The 18,405-nt window shown below is 58.5% G+C and carries 14 protein-coding genes and 1 tRNA gene; 12 read left to right on the forward strand and 3 right to left on the reverse strand.

Features of this window, described 5'->3' with window-relative positions; translation table 11 throughout:
- The first annotated feature begins 322 nt into the window (after positions 1-322).
- Positions 323-1,021, forward strand: coding sequence for a fumarylacetoacetate hydrolase family protein (locus GOX61_RS17900; protein ID WP_170335908.1), 699 nt, complete (start codon positions 323-325; stop codon positions 1,019-1,021).
- A 131-nt stretch (positions 1,022-1,152) separates the two neighbouring features.
- A complete protein-coding gene (locus GOX61_RS17905; RefSeq protein WP_170335910.1) occupies positions 1,153-2,073 on the forward strand; it encodes a helix-turn-helix transcriptional regulator in 921 nt (306 codons plus the stop codon).
- 3 nt (positions 2,074-2,076) lie between these two features.
- On the opposite strand, the gene GOX61_RS17910 is transcribed toward GOX61_RS17905, so the two are convergent.
- Positions 2,077-3,246: a winged helix-turn-helix domain-containing protein gene (locus GOX61_RS17910; RefSeq protein WP_217353920.1), complete on the reverse strand. Its 1,170-nt coding sequence runs from the start codon at positions 3,244-3,246 to the stop codon at positions 2,077-2,079.
- A gap of 49 nt (positions 3,247-3,295) precedes the next feature.
- Complete coding sequence (locus GOX61_RS17915) at positions 3,296-4,321, reverse strand: LacI family DNA-binding transcriptional regulator (protein ID WP_170335913.1); 1,026 nt, start codon at positions 4,319-4,321, stop codon at positions 3,296-3,298.
- A gap of 115 nt (positions 4,322-4,436) precedes the next feature.
- Between GOX61_RS17915 and GOX61_RS17920 the strand changes: the two genes are divergently transcribed.
- The 3 genes from GOX61_RS17920 (at position 4,437) to GOX61_RS17930 (ending at position 8,427) form a co-directional block, all read left to right on the forward strand.
- A tRNA-Arg gene (locus GOX61_RS17920) sits at positions 4,437-4,513 on the forward strand.
- Positions 4,514-4,733: 220 nt separating this feature from the next.
- On the forward strand, positions 4,734-5,984 hold the full coding sequence (locus GOX61_RS17925; RefSeq protein WP_170335915.1) for an aminotransferase class V-fold PLP-dependent enzyme: 1,251 nt from the start codon (positions 4,734-4,736) through the stop codon (positions 5,982-5,984).
- Positions 5,985-6,009: 25 nt separating this feature from the next.
- The gene (locus tag GOX61_RS17930) at positions 6,010-8,427 is read left to right on the forward strand and encodes a GcvT family protein (RefSeq protein ID WP_170335917.1); all 2,418 of its coding nucleotides are present in this window, start codon (positions 6,010-6,012) and stop codon (positions 8,425-8,427) included.
- A 49-nt stretch (positions 8,428-8,476) separates the two neighbouring features.
- On the opposite strand, the gene GOX61_RS17935 is transcribed toward GOX61_RS17930, so the two are convergent.
- Positions 8,477-9,361 carry a LysR substrate-binding domain-containing protein gene (locus GOX61_RS17935; protein WP_254436913.1) on the reverse strand — a complete coding sequence of 295 codons (885 nt, stop codon included), beginning with the start codon at positions 9,359-9,361 and terminating at the stop codon, positions 8,477-8,479.
- A 227-nt stretch (positions 9,362-9,588) separates the two neighbouring features.
- Here GOX61_RS17935 and GOX61_RS17940 point away from each other — a divergent pair, with 227 nt between their 5' ends.
- Genes GOX61_RS17940 through GOX61_RS17970 form a run of 7 tightly spaced genes read left to right on the forward strand, consistent with a single transcriptional unit; the run spans position 9,589 to position 18,376 of the window.
- Positions 9,589-10,944 carry an MmgE/PrpD family protein gene (locus GOX61_RS17940; RefSeq protein ID WP_170335921.1) on the forward strand — a complete coding sequence of 452 codons (1,356 nt, stop codon included), beginning with the start codon at positions 9,589-9,591 and terminating at the stop codon, positions 10,942-10,944.
- Positions 10,945-10,960: 16 nt separating this feature from the next.
- On the forward strand, positions 10,961-12,202 hold the full coding sequence (locus GOX61_RS17945) for an FAD-dependent oxidoreductase (RefSeq protein WP_170335923.1): 1,242 nt from the start codon (positions 10,961-10,963) through the stop codon (positions 12,200-12,202).
- A 1-nt stretch (position 12,203) separates the two neighbouring features.
- Positions 12,204-12,467: a sarcosine oxidase subunit delta gene (locus tag GOX61_RS17950; protein WP_155143110.1), complete on the forward strand. Its 264-nt coding sequence runs from the start codon at positions 12,204-12,206 to the stop codon at positions 12,465-12,467.
- The gene (locus GOX61_RS22565; RefSeq protein WP_170335925.1) at positions 12,467-15,319 is read left to right on the forward strand and encodes a 2Fe-2S iron-sulfur cluster-binding protein; all 2,853 of its coding nucleotides are present in this window, start codon (positions 12,467-12,469) and stop codon (positions 15,317-15,319) included. The genes GOX61_RS17950 and GOX61_RS22565 overlap by 1 nt, the downstream gene beginning before the upstream one ends.
- Positions 15,320-15,322: 3 nt before the next feature.
- Positions 15,323-15,871, forward strand: coding sequence for a hypothetical protein (locus GOX61_RS17960; protein WP_170335927.1), 549 nt, complete (start codon positions 15,323-15,325; stop codon positions 15,869-15,871).
- Positions 15,868-16,833, forward strand: a complete 966-nt coding sequence (locus tag GOX61_RS17965) for a D-2-hydroxyacid dehydrogenase (protein WP_170335929.1) — start codon at positions 15,868-15,870, stop codon at positions 16,831-16,833. Before GOX61_RS17960 ends, GOX61_RS17965 begins: the two co-directional genes overlap by 4 nt.
- Positions 16,834-16,837: 4 nt before the next feature.
- Positions 16,838-18,376 carry a trimethylamine methyltransferase family protein gene (locus GOX61_RS17970; protein ID WP_170335931.1) on the forward strand — a complete coding sequence of 513 codons (1,539 nt, stop codon included), beginning with the start codon at positions 16,838-16,840 and terminating at the stop codon, positions 18,374-18,376.
- The last annotated feature ends 29 nt before the right edge of the window (positions 18,377-18,405 follow it).

Consider the following 18,405-nt stretch of genomic DNA (forward strand, 5'->3'; position numbering starts at 1 on the left):
AATTTTCCAAGTTGCGATTTCGTGAGGGTGCAGAAATCGTTCTCACAGCCGAAAACTGCAGGAAATTTCGATAATCCGACCATGAAAGGCGCCCTCTCAGGAGATTGGATAAGATTTTCAGCCGTGAGTCGTTCGCCATAAAGGCGGATCAAACACGCACTTGGAATGACTCAGTGAGCAGCCGAGATAATTGAGCAGGTTCGTGCCGAAACAATTTTCAGTTGTTGGCAGAAAACAGCGTGTATGAATGGCAAAAGTAACGGCTTGCTCACAGGGTCTACCCTCTTAAGATGCGCCGGAACGCAATACCTGAGGACTTGTCATGTCGGATAACCTGTTTTCTCTTCCTGAACCTATTGGAATCCCTGTTCAGGGTGAGACGGGAACCTATCCGGTTGGTCGTATATTCTGTGTTGGTCGCAACTATGCGGCGCATGCCGCGGAAATGGGAAATGAAGTCGACCGCGAGGCACCGTTCTACTTTACCAAAACACCCGAAAATGCAGTTTTGACGGGTGCGAGCGTTCCGTATCCGCCAGGAACCGAAAACTATCATCACGAGATGGAACTGGCTCTTGCGATCGGAAAACCTGTATTTCGGGCCACGTCGGCCGAAGCGTGGGATGTGGTTTACGCCTATGGATGCGCATTGGATATGACCCGTCGCGACTTGCAGATACGTGAGCGCAACAAGCAGAGACCATGGGATTTGGGTAAGGATGTCGAGAATGGAGCGGTATTTGCACCACTGACTAAGGCAACGGACTGGGCACCTGATAATCACAAGCGCATTCACCTGAGTGTAAACGGGGAAATCAGACAAAATGCGACGCTGGATGAGCTAATCTGGAAAATCGATGAGATTGTCAGCCACCTGTCGGGGTTCTATCACCTACGCCCCGGAGATTTGATCATGACCGGAACACCTGCCGGCGTTGGTCCGGTTCTCGCCGGGGACAAGATCACAGGCGGTATCGATGGGCTGGCGCCGATTGAGCTGGAGCTGACAGCAGCAGAATAGACACTAAACAAGGGAATTCTTATTGAATTTCAGGGGCGAGGCGACGCCATTTTTGCCATGCGCAAACAGCGTTGCCCGGTTTCATCGGCTGTTGTAAATTGTGCACTATTTCGCACGAACAACCAGATGGCATGACCGACTCTCAAAGAATACCCGAAGGGGATGCATCAACGGAAAAGGCCGCGCTTGACGGCTCATCACAGGATCTGAGCCGCCTTGTCGGTGCCCGTGTACGCAAGGCCCGCCAGATTCGAGGCATCTCAAGGCGAATTCTATCCGAAATGTCAGGTGTTTCGCCCAGATACCTTGCCCAGCTTGAGGCAGGTGAAGGAAATATCTCGATCGGTTTGCTGCAAAGGGTTGCCAATGCGCTGGATCACCGGATTGAGTGGCTGATCAGCGATGACGACCCGTGGGAGTCGGATACGCTGCGTGTAGCAGATATGTTCCGTTCGGCCAGTGATGAGGTCAAGGAATCTGTCCTGCGTATACTTCGCCCTTATCCGGTTACCGGACCGCGCGCTGCGCGTATCTGCATGGTTGGTCTCAGAGGGGCAGGTAAATCCACACTGGGCGCTTTGCTGGGAAAGGAACTTGGGCTGCCCTTTGTGGAATTGACGCGCATGATCGAAGACAAGGCGGGAATGCCTCTGTCTGAAATCATGGCGTTCTATGGTCAGGAAGGCTATCGCCAGCTGGAAGCACAGGCTTTGGATCGTGTGATCGCCAGCCACGACCGGTTGGTTCTGGCTGTTGCAGGTGGCATTGTCGCCGAACCTACGACCTATGACACGCTTCTCAACCGGTTTCACACAGTGTGGCTAAGGGCATCCCCGCAAGAGCATATGGACCGCGTTCGCGCGCAGGGGGACGAACGTCCAATGGCCGGAAATCCGGAGGCGATGGAGCAGCTAAAGTGCATCCTGGCCAGCCGCGAAGCCCTTTATGGGCGTGCCAAGGCTGAACTCGATACCTCGGGGCAAACAGAAGAAACGTCTCTTCAGCAGTTGCGCGAACTGGTCGAAACACAAGGATTCCTGGCAGAAAACTAGACCCTATTTCGGATCTTTCAGCCAATCCCGGGCGAATACGACCCGATCCAGTTCGGTAAATCTGCGAACGCGGTCAAGTTCAGCTTCCAATCTGCGCGTGCGCGCGTCTGACCATTTAACCGATCGCTCGGGCCAGAGCGCTTTGATGCGCAGTTCCCTGCAATCACGATGTGCCTTCATATCGATCCGGCCCACCAACCGGTCGCCTTCCAGCAGTGGAAACACATAGTATCCATAGGTCCGCTTTGGTTCCGGAACAAATACCTCAATCCGATAATGGAATCCGAACAGCCGCTCTGCCCGTTGTCGATCACGCAGCATGGGATCAAACGGGCTCAGCACTCTCATCCGACCCGGTGCGGTTGGCACGGTATCGGCTTGTTCCAATAGACCCGGCCGCGCCAGAACTTTGCGCAGGCGACCATCTGCGCATTCGACGCAGATTTCTTCCAATTCACCCTTTGTTAGAGCCTGACTGCACCAGTCCTTAGCTTCCGCTGCGCTGACCGTGTCCCAGAACGCTGCCAATTCACCCGACGTGGCAAATCCCAGCCGGTCAAGCGCCGCATTACACAACCAATCCACGGTTTCACTGGCGTCGCACGGTGCATTGCCGGGGCACAAATGGGTTTCAATAACGCGTTCGGTCAGATCATAGCGTTTCTGAAAGCCTTCGCGCCCAATCACGGTCAACGCACCGGATCTCCATAGATATTCCAACGCGGTTTTTGAGGGGTGCCAGTCCCACCAACCGCCTGACCCCTTCTTTTCGTCTTTACCAACGTCCGAAGAGCCAACAGGACCATGATCCCGGATATGTTGCAGTACGGTTTCGAATTGTTGCTCGAATCCATCCCTGCGCCAGTTTTTCCAACGAGATTTCAGCAAGTCCGCATCGCGCTGAAAGCGCAAATGCCAGTGCTGATAAAAATCCATCGGAATAACAGCTGCGTCGTGAGTCCAATGTTCGAACAAGGCCTGATCCCGCTCATACAACCGCTTGAGATTGCGTGAACGATAGGTCGGCCTGCGCGAAAACAGGATCATGTCATGCGCGCGGGCAACGGTATTGATGCTGTCCAGTTGAACGAAGCCGAGCCTGCGGATTAGGTCGAGAAGGTCGGCGCCTTTGGCATTACCGGCAGGCGGTTCAGCCAGAGCGTGGCGATCCATGAAGATGGCGCGCGCCGATCTGTTGTCCAGTTGTGGAAGGCTCACAAACTCAGCGCCGTTTCAGCGTATCGCCATAGCTGATCTTGGGGGTCAGCGTGACACGGGTTTCGACCTCTTCTGCGGGATTCTGCAGTTGCTCCGCGATAATCTCGGCCGCCTTACGGCCGATCTCAAGACGGCAGGCATCCATCGTGGCCAGCTTACGCGGCAATCCTTGCAGCAGTTCCACGTTGTTAAAGCCAGCAAGGCCGATTTGACCGGGCACGTCGATGCCCTGATCCAGAAGGTACAACAGCCCGCCCGCACCGATCATGTCGTTGGAGTAATAGAGAAAATCCAGATCGGGAGAGCGATCCAACATCGCTTTGGTCATTTCCCGCCCTTTGGCCAGCGCCGACCCCCCGGAATAAAACTCCCGGTCTTCAATTTCGATGCCTTGTTTGCCCAGCACTTCGGTGAAGCCTTCGAACCGTTTCCGGGCGCGATGGTCCAGCGGCATCTTTGTACCCATGAAACCAATATGCTGATATCCGGCTTTCAGGATCGCCTGCGCCATCTCGCGCCCGGCGCGGCGGTGCGAGATGCCAACCATCGCATCCACAGGCTTACCATCGGTATCCATGATCTCGACCACCGGGATGCCGGCCGAATCCAGCATGGCTCGGGCGGCGTCGGTATGTTCGAGCCCCGCGATGATCACGCCAGACGGACGCCACGAGAGCATCTCGTACAGCACCTTTTCCTCTTTCTCGGGAAGATAGTCTGTGACACCGACCACAGGCTGCAATTCGGTATCTTCAAGCACCTGATTGATGCCGGTCAGCACTTCGGGAAAGACCATGTTCGACAGCGAGGGGATGATCACTGCCACAAGGTTCACGCGGCTCGAGGCCAATGCGCCTGCGATCTTGTTGGGCACATATCCCAGCTCTTTGGCGGCAGCCAGAACGCGGGTGCGGGTGGCGTCAGAGACGTCGCCACGATTGCGCAAAACCCGGCTGACCGTCATTTCGGATACCCCCGACGCTTCCGAGACATCACGAAGGGTTAGCGGGCGTTTTGTTTCTGTGGTCACCGGGGATACCTGCGTCGTTGTTTTGTCCGATGGTAGCGTGAACAGGGCAAACTGTTCAACTGTTGTGCAAAGGCGATGACAAGGTCAAAAAAGCCGGATACAGAAGGCGAAGCGCGGCTCCGTGGCTCAACTGGATAGAGCAGCCCCCTCCTAAGGGGCAGGTTGCAGGTTCGAATCCTGCCGGGGTCGCCATTTTCATGCCCAAGGATTCGCTTGCACTTCGCTACATGAAGCAGCCCGCGTACCATTGGCCCAAAACTGCGATCTGGGAGATACTTGGCCGTTCAAGTGCCCTTAGCGCAAAGTGGCAAGTTGATTATTCCGGCATTGCCCTCGTTTTTTTTGCGGGAAATTGTGACGCGCGGCGAATATATCTGCAGTTTGAATGACACATCTGCACGAATGAGTCCCAATGCCCGAGATCAACACACCTCTGCTAGAGCAGATCCGCGATCGCTTTGCCCAGATTGACCATTGTCCTCAACAGGGACCCCGAATCTTTTTCGAGAACGCCGGCGGTGCGCTGACGCTGAATTCGGTGGTGAAAACATCGCAGGATTATGCGGCCATTCCCGATAATCAGGGTCGCGACAATCCGGGCAGTCACGAGCTGGTGCGCGTGATCAACAAGGCCAAGGAAGACATGGCCGTGTTCATGAATGCGCCTGGCGGGCAGTTCTTTGTGGGTGAAAGCGGCACCGAGTTGCTGTTCCGCCTGATCATGAACGCCTGTCTGGGTACCGGGGCCGGTCAGGTCCTGGGCACCACTCTGGAGCATCCTGCTACCCGCAGCGCCTGCGACCGCTGGGCACGCGTCGCCGGGCAAAGCCATGTTCTGGTCGAGCATGATGACGCCACCGGCACCGTGACTGCCGAAGGCTATGCGGCAAAGGTCACTCCTGACACCAAAGTGGCGACCATCGTTCACACCTCGCCCGTCACCGGCATGGGAGTCGACCTAGAGGCCGTGGCGGCCGCCATCCGGGCGGTTGCGCCCGAATGCTACATAATCGTTGATGGCATCCAGCACGCGGCTCACGGCCGGATCGACCTGACGGCCTATGACGTGGATGGCTATGTGATTTCGCCCTACAAGGTGTTCTCGCGCCATGGCTATGGGGTTGCCTGGATCTCGGATCGGCTGACGGCCCTGCCGCATAACAGCCTGCTTGATGGTCCTGCCGACAATTGGGAGATGGGGACTCGCGACACTGGCTCTTACGCCACCATGTCCGATGTTGTCAGCTATTTTGAGTGGCTGGGCGAGCAGGTCAGCGATGCCACCGACCGGCGGGCCAAGTTCATCGCGGCCGGTGAGGCGATCCACGCACAGGAAAAGGCGCTGACCGATGCGATGATCCACGGCACCGGCAACCTGCCGGGTCTTGCCGAGATGGAGAAGGTGACCATCCTGGGCGGCGTCGACAACCCGGCGCGCGAAGGTCTGGTGTCGCTGCGGGTCGAGGGCGTGCCCTCGGTCGATGTTGTGCGCCTGCTGAACGAGCAAGGCATTCGAACGCATCTGCGCAAGGCGGATCACTACTCTGGCAATATCCTGACACCGCTTGGCATGGACAGCTGCGTGCGCGTGTCGATGTGCCACTACAACAGCGTTGCTGAAGTCGCCCAGTTTCTGGGTGCCATGAAAACGATTGCCGCCTGAGGCATCTGTAGGGAAGGAATCCTCCATGAAAACGCATGCTCAGGCAGTGGTGATCGGCGGTGGTCTGGCCGGTTGTTCGATCCTGTACCATCTCGCCAAGCTCGGCTGGACAGATGTTGTCCTGTTGGAGCGGGACGAACTGACCAGCGGTTCGACCTGGCACGCGGCAGCGAATATTCACGGGCTGCACGACAACAACAACATCACGCGCATCCAGCACTATACGATGAACTTGTATAAGGAGCTGGAGAAAGAAACCGACCAAAGCTGTGGCGTATTCCAGCCCGGTTCGCTGTACCTCGCGCAGACCGAAGAACGTGAGCATCAGCTGCGCCTGCAGGAAGCCAAGGCAAGATTTTACGGTCTGAACTTCTATGAGGTCAGCCGCGAAGAAGCCAAGGAACTGCACCCACTGGCGCAGTTCGACGATATTCGCTGCATCATGTACGAACCCGACGGTGGCAATGTGGATCCATCGGGCGTGCCGCATGCCTATGCCGCAGGTGCGCGTGCGATGGGCGCGACGATCGAGCGGTTTTGCCCTGTGTTAGGCACAGATCAGCAACCTGATGGGTCTTGGATCGTGCGCACCGAAAAGGGTGACATTCACACGCAATGGGTGGTGAATGCCGCCGGTCTTTGGGGGCGTGAAGTGGCGGCGCTGGCGGGACTGACGCTGCCACTGCAGCCGACCGAGCACCAGTATTTCGTGACCGAATCCATTGATGAGGTCGCCAATCTGGGTCGTCGTCTGCCCTCGATTGCCGACCGGGATGGCGAATACTACTTCCGGCAGGAAGGCAACGGTCTGCTGATCGGCGCTTATGAAAAGGACATGAAGTTCTGGGCCGAAGAGGGCACGCCGCTGGACTTTGCCCATGATCTGTTCCCCGACGATCTGGACCGGATCATGGAGAACGTGATCCGCGCCACCGAACGTGTGCCGGTGGCCGCCACCGCCGGGGTCAAGCGGGTGATCAACGGACCGATGATCTGGTCTCCGGACTCCAGCGCCTTGTGGGGGCCGGTGCCCGAGTTGAAGAACTATTTCCTCTGCGGCGGTCTGATCCCCGGCTTCTCGCAATCGGGCGGTCTGGGCCTGCTTGCGGCGCAATGGATGATCGAGGGCGAGCCGCAATACGACATGTTCGCCTGGGATCTGGCCCGGTTTGGCGACTGGGCGGACAAAAAGTTCACCAAAGCGCGGGTCGAGGATCAGTATACCCATCGTTTCGCCATCCATTTCCCGAACGAGGAACGCAGCGCTGGCCGTCCGGCCCGCGTGCGTCCAGCCTATGAAATGCAAAAAGAAATGGGCTGCGTCTTTGGTCTGAACTGCGGCTGGGAACACCCGCTGTGGTTTGCAGATCAGCCGGGCACGGAAGAATCGATCGGCTTTGCCCGTCAGAACTGGTGGGACCCGGTGGGCCGCGAAGTGAAGATGCTGCGCGAAAACGTGGGCGTGATCGATATCTCGAACTTTGCCAACTACGTGATCAAGGGGCCGGGCGCCTATGAGTGGCTGGACCAGCTGGTTGCCAACCGGGTACCGACCGAGGTCGGGCGATCCTGTCTGACACCGCTGATCTCAGTACGCGGCGGCGTGGCTGGTGACTTTACCATCACCAAGGTAGCTGACGATGAATACATGATGGTGGGCTCGGGCATGGCCGAGCGTTATCACCAGCGTTTTTTCAACATGATCGGCCTGCCTGCAGGCACTACGTTCGAGGTCGCAACGAACCGCATCGCCGGTTTCAATATCGCAGGGCCAAAATCACGAGATCTGCTGCAACGGTTGACCAATACAGATTTGTCGAACGAAGCATTCCGCTTTATGCGATCGCAGACCATTGATGTGGCAGGCCTGTCCTGTCTGGCGATCCGGGTCAGCTTTACCGGTGATCTGGGATGGGAATTGCATTGCGCCGAAGAGGATCAGGTTAGGCTCTATTCAGCATTGCTGGAAGCGGCGAAAGAGCTTGGGGGCGGTCCGGTGGGCGGTCGTGCGCTGGGCTCGCTCAGGATCGAAAAGGGCTATGGGTCATGGGGGCGAGAGTATTCGCAAGAGTATTGGCCACAGGAAGTCGGGCTGGCGGGCCTCATCAAGCTGGACAAAGACTTCCTGCACAAAGAGGCTTATCTGTCCGTCAAGGACAATGCCCCGCGTGAGGTTCTCTCGATCTTCGAAGTTGAGGTGACCGAAGACGCTGACGCAACCGGGGGTGAGCCGATCTTTACGCCGGATGGCACTCCGGTAGGCCGCGTAACCTCGGGGGCTTACGGATATTCCGTCGGCAAGTCTCTGGCCATCGGCTATGCAAATCCCACCGTGGCCAAACCGGGCGATACCGTTGAGGTCTTTATCCTAGGCAAGCCGCACAAGGCCACTTTGCTGGCTGAACCGCCATTCGATCCGGCAGGTGCGCGGTTGCGGGGATAACTGAATTCGGCGCAGCGCTCCTTCAGGGCGTTGCGCCACATCTGTCTGGTCAGGTGTTCATCTCGGCGGCGGCCTGCATTAACCAATCCTGAAACAGTCGAACCGGTGGCGCTAGCGGCTTCTCTTTTACCTTGATGAAGTAGGCCCACGGACTTTCCAGATCGAAATCAAAGGGTTCGATCACCAGCCCACGATCAACATAAGAACGCGCAAGCGATCGTGGCAATGCTACGCACCCTAGAGATTTTGCGGCCAGTTCCATGGCAAAGTTTGAGGCGTTTGTACGTGGTCCATCCTCAAGATTGAGGCCGGTCAGGCCGTAGTGGCGAGCAACGTATTCCCAATAGGCCGGTCGGCCCAGAATATGTATCAGCCGGGCCTGCTGCAGCTGCTCCGGCTCAGTCAGCGGTTCCCCTTCAACCAGAAACCCGGGTGCGCAGACGATCGACAGTTTCTCAACCCACAATCGGGTCATGTCCGGTGTCACATCATCGACGTGGTTGATCGTCACCGAAATGTCCGAGACATTGGCTTCGACATCGCTCCAGACTGTACCATGTACCGTCAGATCGATATCCGGATGAACCGCGTTGAACCCCTGAATCACATCCGGCAACCAGTTCTCAGCCAGGCTGAACGGACAGGATACGACCACTTTGCGCGTGTGCGTTCGGAGTATGACAGACTGGGTGGCGACGTTGATTTCCTGCAGGGCATGGCGCACCGACGGCAAATAAGCTTCGCCCACGTCAGTCAACGACAACGAACGTGGATGACGGACGAATAATGGCCGTTGAATGAACTCTTCAAGAGAACGAACGTGATTGCTGACTGCAGATTGAGTGCAGTTCAGCTCATCAGCCGCACTGGTAAAGCTCAGGTGCCGCGCAGCGGCTTCGAATGAGCGCAGGAAGGTAAGGTGGGGCAGATTCATCATGATCAGTGTTTCCCAGAGTGGCCATCGGCTAAAATAAGTGTGGTTCCGGACCGGTATCTTGCCCTGAAGCGACGCGCCTCCGGCCACGTTTGCGACACCTCCAAAGCAGTGGCCACAAAATTTCCAGTACCATTGCCCCAATATTGTTTTCGTGCCGCTCCGACCAAATACCCCTATTTTTCGATCGATATCCAGAGCCCGCCAAAGGTCAAAGCAGGATGCCCGTGACAGATACCTTCGACAAAGTCGCAAATTTCACCCTTGATTCCCGGGCGCAGGATTTTCCGGACAGCACGCTCAAGGCGGCGGCGTTGATGACGCTGGATACGCTGGGCATCGCAATCGGTTCCGGCCCGATGGATGCCGGCAGGATTGCGCGCGAGAGTGCCCTGGCCCTGTACGGCGCAGGTGAGCCGCGCCTGAGCGCGCGGATGATGTTCGACGGCAGACGTGTCAGCGTTGCGGGTGCGGCTTACGCCGCCGCCACGCAAACCGACAATCTGGACGGTCATGACGGGTACAATCCCACCAAGGGGCACATTGGGGTGGCTGTTATTCCTGCACTTGCGGCGCTTGCGGAAACTGTAGATGATTTTTCCGGCCCCGAGGCGCTGGCCGCTGTCACAATTGGCTATGAGGTCGCCGGTCGCGCAGGGATCTCGCTGCACGACACGGTCAGCGATTATCATACATCCGGCGCATGGAACGCACTGGGCGTGGTCTCCGTCGCGGCCCGTCTGCGCGGGCTGAGCGCGGAACAGATGCGACAAGCCATGGGCATCGCCGAATATCACGGCCCCCGTAGCCAGATGATGCGCGAGATTGCCAACCCAACCATGCTACATGACGGCTCGGGCTGGGGCGCGTTGGTTGGCGTGACTTCGACTGTATTGGCCGAGAAAGGTTTTACCGGCGCTCCGGCCATCACGATCGAGGCCGAGGACGTGGCGCAGCACTGGCAGGATCTGGGTCAGTTCTGGCAGATGGAACACCAATATGTGAAACCCTATCCGATCTGTCGCTGGGCCCATGCTGCAATTGACGCTACGCGGGCTTTGATCCGAGAGCACAACCTGACCCATCAGGATATCTCCGCGATTCACGTCAACACATTCCGTGAAAGCGCCTGCCTGTTTCAGGGCATGCCGGATGACACATCCAAGGCGCAATATTCGCTGCCCTTCGCGGTCGCCACAATGGCAGCGCATGGCCGGATCGGTGTCGAACACATTACTGGCGCGGGTCTGTCCGATCCGTTGGTGGCCAGCATCGTCGAACGCGTCACCGTTGCCGAAACTGCCCGTCATTCCGACCGTTTCCCTGAATGTCGCATTGCCGATGTCAGCCTGACACTGGCCGATGGGCGGGTGTTGGACTCGGGCGACGTACATGCACGCGGTGGCCCCGAAGCGCCGATGGATCAGGACGAGGTTGTCGGCAAGTTCATGGAGTTTGCCACACCTTCGCTGGGCGCAGACCGTGCCGGTGCCATTCGCGATGCAACTCTCGAGCTGACAGAAACCGGTTCAAAATTCTCGGATCTTGGCGCGTTGCTCTACGACGCCCCGGACCAGCCATAACGTCAGGATCACGACAATGCCGTTGAGGCTGCTGAAATACGGGCTTTCCGGCTCCTATCCCGTTACGGGCGACATTCCTGCCACCCCGGATCTGAAGCCCAGCTACGATGTTGTGATCGTGGGGGGTGGCGGGCACGGGCTGGCCTGTGCCCACTATCTGTCCAAACACCACGGGATCACCAATGTGGCGGTGCTGGAAAAAGGGTATCTCGCAGGCGGCAATACCGCGCGAAACACGACGACCATCCGGTCTAACTACATCACCAAAGAGGGGATCGCTTTCTACAAGGAAGGCGTGCAGCTTTATGAAGAGATGAGCGAAGAGCTGGACTTCAACGTGATGTTCAGCCAGCGCGGTCAGCTGACCCTTGCGCATTCCGAGGCCACGTTGCGCTCGTTCCATCTGCGAGCCGAGATGGGTAAGCATGCGGGCACCAATATCGAGGTGGTGGATGCACAAACCGTCAGGGAACTCAGCCCGCACTTGAACATGGATGAAGGCGGTCCGCTGGAAATCATGGGCGGGCTGTGGCATGCCGATGGCGGCACCGCGCGCCACGATGCGGTGGCCTGGGGCTATGCCGCGCAGGCCAGCAGGCGCGGTGTGGAAATCCATCAGCGAACCGAGGTCGAGGGCTTTGACGTCGAAGGTGGCAAGATCGCCCGGGTGCGGACCAATCGCGGCACGGTCACAGCCGGGCAGGTGATGATCGCCGTGGGCGGCATGAACTACGACATGGCGATGAAGGCCGGGGTCGAATTGCCGATCCGTTGTTTTCCGCTGCAGGCAATGGTCACCCAACCTCTTAAACCGTGGCTGCATACGCTGGTTAGCTCGGTCAGCCTGCACACCTACCTCGTACAATCCTCGCGTGGTGAGATTGTGATTGGCGGGGGATCGGACCCTTATCAGCTCTATTCCACCCGCTCGACGCTGGACATGAAGGAACATCTGGCCGAGGGCGCGGTGCACCTGTTCCCGTTCCTGCACGGCGTGCGCCTGTTGCGGCAATGGGCTGGAATCACCGATATGACCCCCGACTATTCGCCGATCATGGGGGCCAGCCCGCTGAGTAACCTTTGGCTGGATTGCGGTTGGGGTACGTGGGGCTTCAAGGCCACTCCGGTAGCCGGAAAATACATGGCGCAGACCATCGCCAATCAAAAGGTCGCGCCGATCCTGGAGCCTTTCACGATGGAACGGTTCGCCACGTTCGATCTGCTGAACGAAATGGGCGCCACCGCAGCGAGCCACTGACATGAAGATCCTGACCTGCCCGATGAATGGGCCCCGCAACATCAACGAATTCCAGAGCTTTGGCCCATTAAAGGCGAACCCCGACCCGGATGCGACCAGCGACGCGGACTGGGCCCGCCACCTGTTCCGCGCCGACAATTCGCGCGGAACTATTGTGGAATGGTGGCGGCACGTGCCCTCGAACTATTTCTTTCTGGCCGAACGCAACGCCACCACCAACGAGGTGATCCGCACCTTTGACCCTTCAGAACTGGAACAGATGTGATGAGCCGGCTTCCCGCACCCTGGGGCAACAGGATCAACCGCGACGTTCCGGTCACGTTCAGTTTCGAAGGCAGGACCAATCAGGGGTTTGCAGGCGACGTGATCGCCTCAGCTCTGGCTGCGAAAGGTCAGTGGATGCTGTCGCGGTCGTTCAAGTATCACCGCCCGCGCGGTCTGATGTCGATGGCAGGGGCCGAGGCCGATACGTTGGTGCAGCTGCCTTCGGATCCGAACGTACAGGCTGATCGCCACCCGATCTCGCAGGGATTGCGGGTTAGCGCGCAGAACGTGAACGGCTCGCTGGCGCGAGATCGCGATGCCTACATGGACAAGCTGGGCCGGTTTTTGCCGGTTGGCTTCTATTACCGCTCGTTCATGGGCCCCACCCGCAACAGCTGGCTGAAGATGTGGGAGCCGCTGATCCGCAAGAAGGCCGGGCTGGGGGTCGTGGACCTCAAGGCACCGCACGCAGATTACGAAAAGGCCAACCTGTTCTGCGACCTTCTGGTCGTGGGTGGCGGGCTGGCGGGTCTGACTGCCGCGATTGAGGCCGCCGAGGCTGGGGCTGATGTCATTCTGGCAGACATGGAGCCCGTACTGGGCGGCGCGCTGACTTATGGCCGCGATGGTGTGGACCGGCTGGATGCGCTGTTGAAGCAAGCTGCGGCACTGCCGAACCTGCGGGTGATGACCGAAACCGTGGTCAACGGCTGGTTCGAGGATAACTGGCTGCCGCTGATCCGCGGCAACAAGCTGTACAAGACCCGCGCGCGTGAGGTTCTGCTGGCCACCGGCAGCGTCGAGCAGCCCGCGGTATTTCGCAACAACGACCTACCCGGCATCATGCTGGGCGGTGCCGCGCAACGGTTGATGCGTCACTACGCGGTCAAACCAGGTCATCGCACAGTGGTGATGGCCGCGAATATTGACGGTTATCGCGTGGCGCTGGATCTGCTTGAGGCCGGCGTCGAGCTGGCCGCGCTGGTTGACCCCCGGCCCGGTGGCAGCGGCGGAGCGCTCGCGTCGGAACTGGCGGCCACAGGCACGAAAGTCATTCAGGGGGTTGTGGAAGAGGCCCGCGGCAAGACCCATGTGACAGCTGTAAAGGTCGGAGACGATTGGCTGGACTGCGATCTGGCGGTGATCTCGGTGGGATATGCCCCGATGTGGCAATTGCCCTGCCACGCCGGTGCAAAACTGGGTTACGACGAAGACTCGGCGCGGTTCTCGCTGACCTTGCCGGATGCGGCGCTGGGCATAGCAGGCGGTCTTGCAGGTGTCTTTGCAGCGGATGCCGTCGTGGCGGATGCTCAGCAGGCGGCACAGGTCGCGCTGCAACGGCTGAATCTTTCGACACGAGAGATCACTCCGGTTGCGGATGACGAAGCATCCCTGACCAATTTCGAGCCTGTGATCGCATCACATCCCATGGGCAAGGATTTCGTTGACCGAGACGAGGATATTCAGGTCAAGGATCTGCAAAACGCGGTCAAGGAAGGCTATCGCGAGCTTGAACTGATCAAGCGGTTCACCACCGTGGGTATGGGGCCAAGCCAGGGAAGGCATTCCGCACTAGCCACCGCGCGGGTCGTGGCCAAGGCCACAGATCGCAGCGTGGATCAGATCGGCGTGACCACGGCGCGCCCGCCTTTTGGTCCGGAAACGCTGGGTGTTCTGTCCGGCCATCACCACCCGGCTGAACGGCGCACGGCGCTGCACCGCGAACATATCCGGCTGGGGGCCGATATGCGCCCGGTCGGGGCCTGGCGACGCCCTTATTTCTATGGCCCCAAGGTGGATGCCAAACGTCTGATCGAAGAAGAGGTCCACGCCGTCCGCAACGGGGTTGGCATTCTTGACGTCTCGACCCTTGGCGGGCTCGAGGTGCGCGGGCCGGATGCGGGGGAATTCCTGAACCGTATTTACACGTTGGCTTACAAGAAACAGCCCGTGGGCCGCTGCCGCTATTGCCTGATGACGAACGAGATGGGGACAGTCATCGATGATGGGGTGGCCTATCGTCTGGCCGAGGACCTCTATTACGTCACTGCCACCACCGGGGCCGTGGCGCGGGTCTATGCCGATATGCTATTCTGGAACGCGCAGTGGCGGCTGGATGTTGATGTATTGAACGTGACCTCGGCCTTTTCGGGCTTTAACATCACCGGCCCGAAGGCTCGCGATGTGGTGACAGCATTGGACGGCGACATCGACTTTTCGCGCGAGGGGTTTGCCTATCTCGACGGGCACAGCGGGACCGTGGCCGGCGTGCCGGTGCGCGCCATGCGAATCGGATTTACCGGTGAGCTGAGCTATGAACTGCACTGTCCGTCGACCTATGCCAAGACCCTCTGGGATGCGGTGATCAAGGTCGGCGAGCCGGTGGGTATGCGCCCTTACGGGCTCGAGGCCAGCCGTATTCTCAGGCTGGAGAAAGGTCACATCCTGATCGGTCAGGATACCGACGCGCTGACCTCTCCGGATGAGCTTGGATTTGAATGGGCGATTTCGAAAACCAAACCGTTCTTTGTTGGCAAGCGGTCGATCGAGATGCGCCGGAACAAAGGATTGTCTCGCAAACTGGTCGGGCTGAGTTTTGATGCACCGCAGGGTGATCCCAACGTGCCGGGCGAAAGTTGTCTGGTTCTAAAGGATGATGTTCCGGTGGGTCACATCACTTCGGTTCTGTGGTCACCCACGCTCAGCGCTCATATTGCACTTGCCTATGTGCACGGTGACGACGCCGATGAGGGCTCTGTAGTGACGGTGAAATGCCGCAATGGCGTACGTTTGAACGTACCGGTGCGCGGCCATACCTTCTTTGACGCTGAAAACAAACGGCAGGAGCTTTGATTCATGCGTATCTACCCGCTTGACCCTCAGGGCGCTGCCGAAGGCACACCGCTTGTCACTGGTGACGTTACCTTGCGAGATTTTAGCCATACATCGCGCTTTGGGCTCAAGGGCAGGGGCTCGGTGGCGTTCCTGCAATCGCAGGGGATTTCGGTTCCCGGGGTGAATGAAACGGCAACCGGAGTGCTGCGCCTCGGAAGTGAGGAAGTGGTCGTTTTGGATGGACCAACCGAGCTGCGCGCTAGTTGGGAAGCCGCGCAAGCCCCAAAGGGGTATTATGCATGGCGCGAGGAAACCTGGGCCATGATGCATCTGAGCGGTGAGCGCCTGTTCGATTTGATGGCCAAGATTTGTCCGGTCGACCTGTCTGTATCGGCATTTGCTGTGGGGCGGATTGCGCAGACACGGGTGGGTTATGTCGAGGCGATCACTTGGCGGAACGATCGTGACGGTATTGGCTTTGATCTGCTATTCGACATTGCCGCAACTGCTTTCTTTGCTGACGCTGTGGCAACGGCAAGCGCTGAATTCAATCGAGAGGTAACACCATGACATCCCCTGTCGTGATCCTGCACACCGACAATCCCGACGCATCGCGTGAGGTACTGGCCAAGGGCCATCCTGATCTCGAAATTCACACCTGTAGCACCTATGATGGACTGCCTGATCTGATCGCACAGACAGGGGCCGAGGTGGTATATTCGGTGCGCTTTGCCAGCACACCCGGTTTTCCGCGAGAGGCTTTGACAGAGGCACCAACTGTGAAATGGGTATCGGTTGGCGGGTCCGGGACGGATCACATTATTCCGTGGAACCCCGAGGAGCTGACCGTCACCAACGCCGCCGGGGTCGCGGCCGATATGATGGCACAGTACGCGCTGGGAGCGATGCTGCATTTCTCGCTGGACTTGCCGGGTTTTCGCGCGGCGCAGGCCCGGCGCGAATGGGTTTCAGGCAAGGTTGAACCGATTGACGGCAAGACCGTTTTGATCGTTGGTCTGGGAAAGACCGGAGAGGCGGTTGCTGCCCGCGCCAAAGCAATGGACATGAACACGATTGGCGTCCGGGCGCGCCCCAAAGCCACGCCCAACGTGGATGAGGTACATGGGATCGAGGCGCTGCCGGACCTCTGGTCGCGTGCTGATTTCATTGTTGTCTGTGTGCCCCTTCTGGATTCAACACTCGGCCTTGTGGGCGCGGACGCATTCGACGCCATGAAGAAAACTGCAGTGCTTGTCGATGTGTCGCGCGGTGGCGTGATTGAAGAGGCCCCGTTGATGGCCGCTCTGGCCGAGAACCGGATCAGGGGTGCTGCACTGGACGTGTTCGCGACCGAACCTCTGCCTGCTGAGCATGATATCTGGGGGTTGGACAACGTGATCGTCACGCCCCATTGCAGCTCGGTCTACGACGGTTGGGATTTGAAATCGGTCGAGATGTTTTCCGAAAACCTGAAGCGCTATCGCAATGGCGAGGCGCTGAGCAATATCGTTAATCCAGAACGGGGATACTAGGACAATGGCACGAGAAAAACGCGCAGGTGGTCGTCGCGGAAAATCCGGACGCAGCGCGGCGGGAATCGAGCAGCTACCCTGGACGCAGGTGCGTAACGAATACCCGGCGTACGAGTTGCTGAATCTCGAGCAGATGGACCAGCTGCACGCCACCTCGATGCGAATCCTGTCCGAGGCGGGTATCCGTGTCATGGGTGACAACGTCATGGATATCTTCGAACGCGCCGGGGCGATCGTCGACCGTGACACCAAGACCATCCGCATGGATGAGAGCATTGTATCCGAAGCCCTGAAAACGGTGCCGCAAGAGTTTACTCTGACCTCGCGCAATCGCGCCAAGCAGATCACGCTGGGCGGTAACCATGTGAATTTCGGGCTGGTTGCAGGGCCTCCTAACGTACACGACTGCATAAATGGCCGCCGTCAGGGGAACTACGAAGATTATTGTAACTTCATCCGGCTGGCGCATCATTTCAACGCGATCCATCTGATCGGCAATCAGGTGATGGCGCCGATCGAGATGCCAGCGAACAACCGCCATCTCGACACCTACAACGCCAACCTGACCTATAGCGACCTGAGCTTTCACTGCACCGCGATAGGTCGCGGGCGGGCGATGGACGGTATCAACATGATGGCGATCTCGCGCGGGCAAACACCGGAAGAGATGCGCGGTGATCCGGGTGTGATCACCATCATCTCGGTCAACTCGCCGCGTCTGTTCGACGATGCAATGGGGGACGGTCTGATTGCGATGGCGGAATATGGCCAGCCGGTGACGGTGACGCCGTTCACCCTGATGGGGGCGATGACGCCGGTCACCTTGCCAGCTGCGCTGGCGCAGCAGAATGCAGAGGCGTTGTTTGGTGTTGTTCTGACGCAGCTGGTCAGCCCCGGCGCGCCCGTCATGTATGGCTCATTCACGTCCAATGTGGATATGAAATCCGGCGCCCCGGCCTTTGGTACGCCCGAAAATGCCAAGGCCAACATCGTGGGTGGCCAGTTGGCGCGGCGCTATGGCATTCCGTACCGTACATCGAATGCCAACGCTTCGAACGTGGTGGATTTGCAGGCGGCTTATGAAACGATGATGGCAACCTGGGGCGCGGTTCTGGGTGGGGCAAACATCGTGTATCACGCCGCTGGATGGCTTGAGGGCGGTCTGACGGCCTCGTACGAGAAATTCATCATGGATGTCGAAATCATCCAGAACATGATGGAATTCCTCAGGCCGATGAAGTTCGATACCGATGAACTTGGTTTTGACACGATCAGTTCGGTGCCGACCGGCGGCCACTTTTTTGGCACCGAGCACACGATGGCCCGGTATGAGACCGCGTTTTACAAGCCGATGCTGTCAGATTGGCAGAACTATGAAAACTGGGAGGCTGCGGGGGCAAAAGACGCGCTGCAACGGGCGACAGACACTTGGCAGCAGGCCTTGCGCGAATATCAGGCACCGGAAATGGACCCGGCTGTGCGAGAAGAGCTGGACGCCTATATCGCCAAACGGCGCGAGGAAATCGGCAGCGGCGAACCCTAGGATAGATCGGGGCAGGGAGCGTTCCTTGC

Origin of the sequence: Ruegeria arenilitoris, from assembly GCF_013030265.1 — a bacterium.
In the GTDB taxonomy this organism is placed as follows: domain Bacteria; phylum Pseudomonadota; class Alphaproteobacteria; order Rhodobacterales; family Rhodobacteraceae; genus Ruegeria; species Ruegeria arenilitoris_E.

What these genes read in the sequence shown, in the direction of transcription:
- GOX61_RS17950 (WP_155143110.1), top strand. Translation starts at nt 12,204, where the DNA reads ATGAAGATCCTGACCTGCCCGATGAATGGGCCCCGCAACATCAACGAA.
- GOX61_RS22565 (WP_170335925.1), top strand. Translation starts at nt 12,467, where the DNA reads ATGAGCCGGCTTCCCGCACCCTGGGGCAACAGGATCAACCGCGACGTT.
- GOX61_RS17970 (WP_170335931.1), top strand. Translation starts at nt 16,838, where the DNA reads ATGGCACGAGAAAAACGCGCAGGTGGTCGTCGCGGAAAATCCGGACGC.
- GOX61_RS17960 (WP_170335927.1), top strand. Translation starts at nt 15,323, where the DNA reads ATGCGTATCTACCCGCTTGACCCTCAGGGCGCTGCCGAAGGCACACCG.
- GOX61_RS17930 (WP_170335917.1), top strand. Translation starts at nt 6,010, where the DNA reads ATGAAAACGCATGCTCAGGCAGTGGTGATCGGCGGTGGTCTGGCCGGT.
- GOX61_RS17945 (WP_170335923.1), top strand. Translation starts at nt 10,961, where the DNA reads ATGCCGTTGAGGCTGCTGAAATACGGGCTTTCCGGCTCCTATCCCGTT.
- GOX61_RS17900 (WP_170335908.1), top strand. Translation starts at nt 323, where the DNA reads ATGTCGGATAACCTGTTTTCTCTTCCTGAACCTATTGGAATCCCTGTT.
- GOX61_RS17910 (WP_217353920.1), bottom strand. Translation starts at nt 3,246, where the DNA reads ATGGATCGCCACGCTCTGGCTGAACCGCCTGCCGGTAATGCCAAAGGC.
- GOX61_RS17935 (WP_254436913.1), bottom strand. Translation starts at nt 9,361, where the DNA reads ATGAATCTGCCCCACCTTACCTTCCTGCGCTCATTCGAAGCCGCTGCG.
- GOX61_RS17925 (WP_170335915.1), top strand. Translation starts at nt 4,734, where the DNA reads ATGCCCGAGATCAACACACCTCTGCTAGAGCAGATCCGCGATCGCTTT.
- GOX61_RS17905 (WP_170335910.1), top strand. Translation starts at nt 1,153, where the DNA reads ATGACCGACTCTCAAAGAATACCCGAAGGGGATGCATCAACGGAAAAG.
- GOX61_RS17965 (WP_170335929.1), top strand. Translation starts at nt 15,868, where the DNA reads ATGACATCCCCTGTCGTGATCCTGCACACCGACAATCCCGACGCATCG.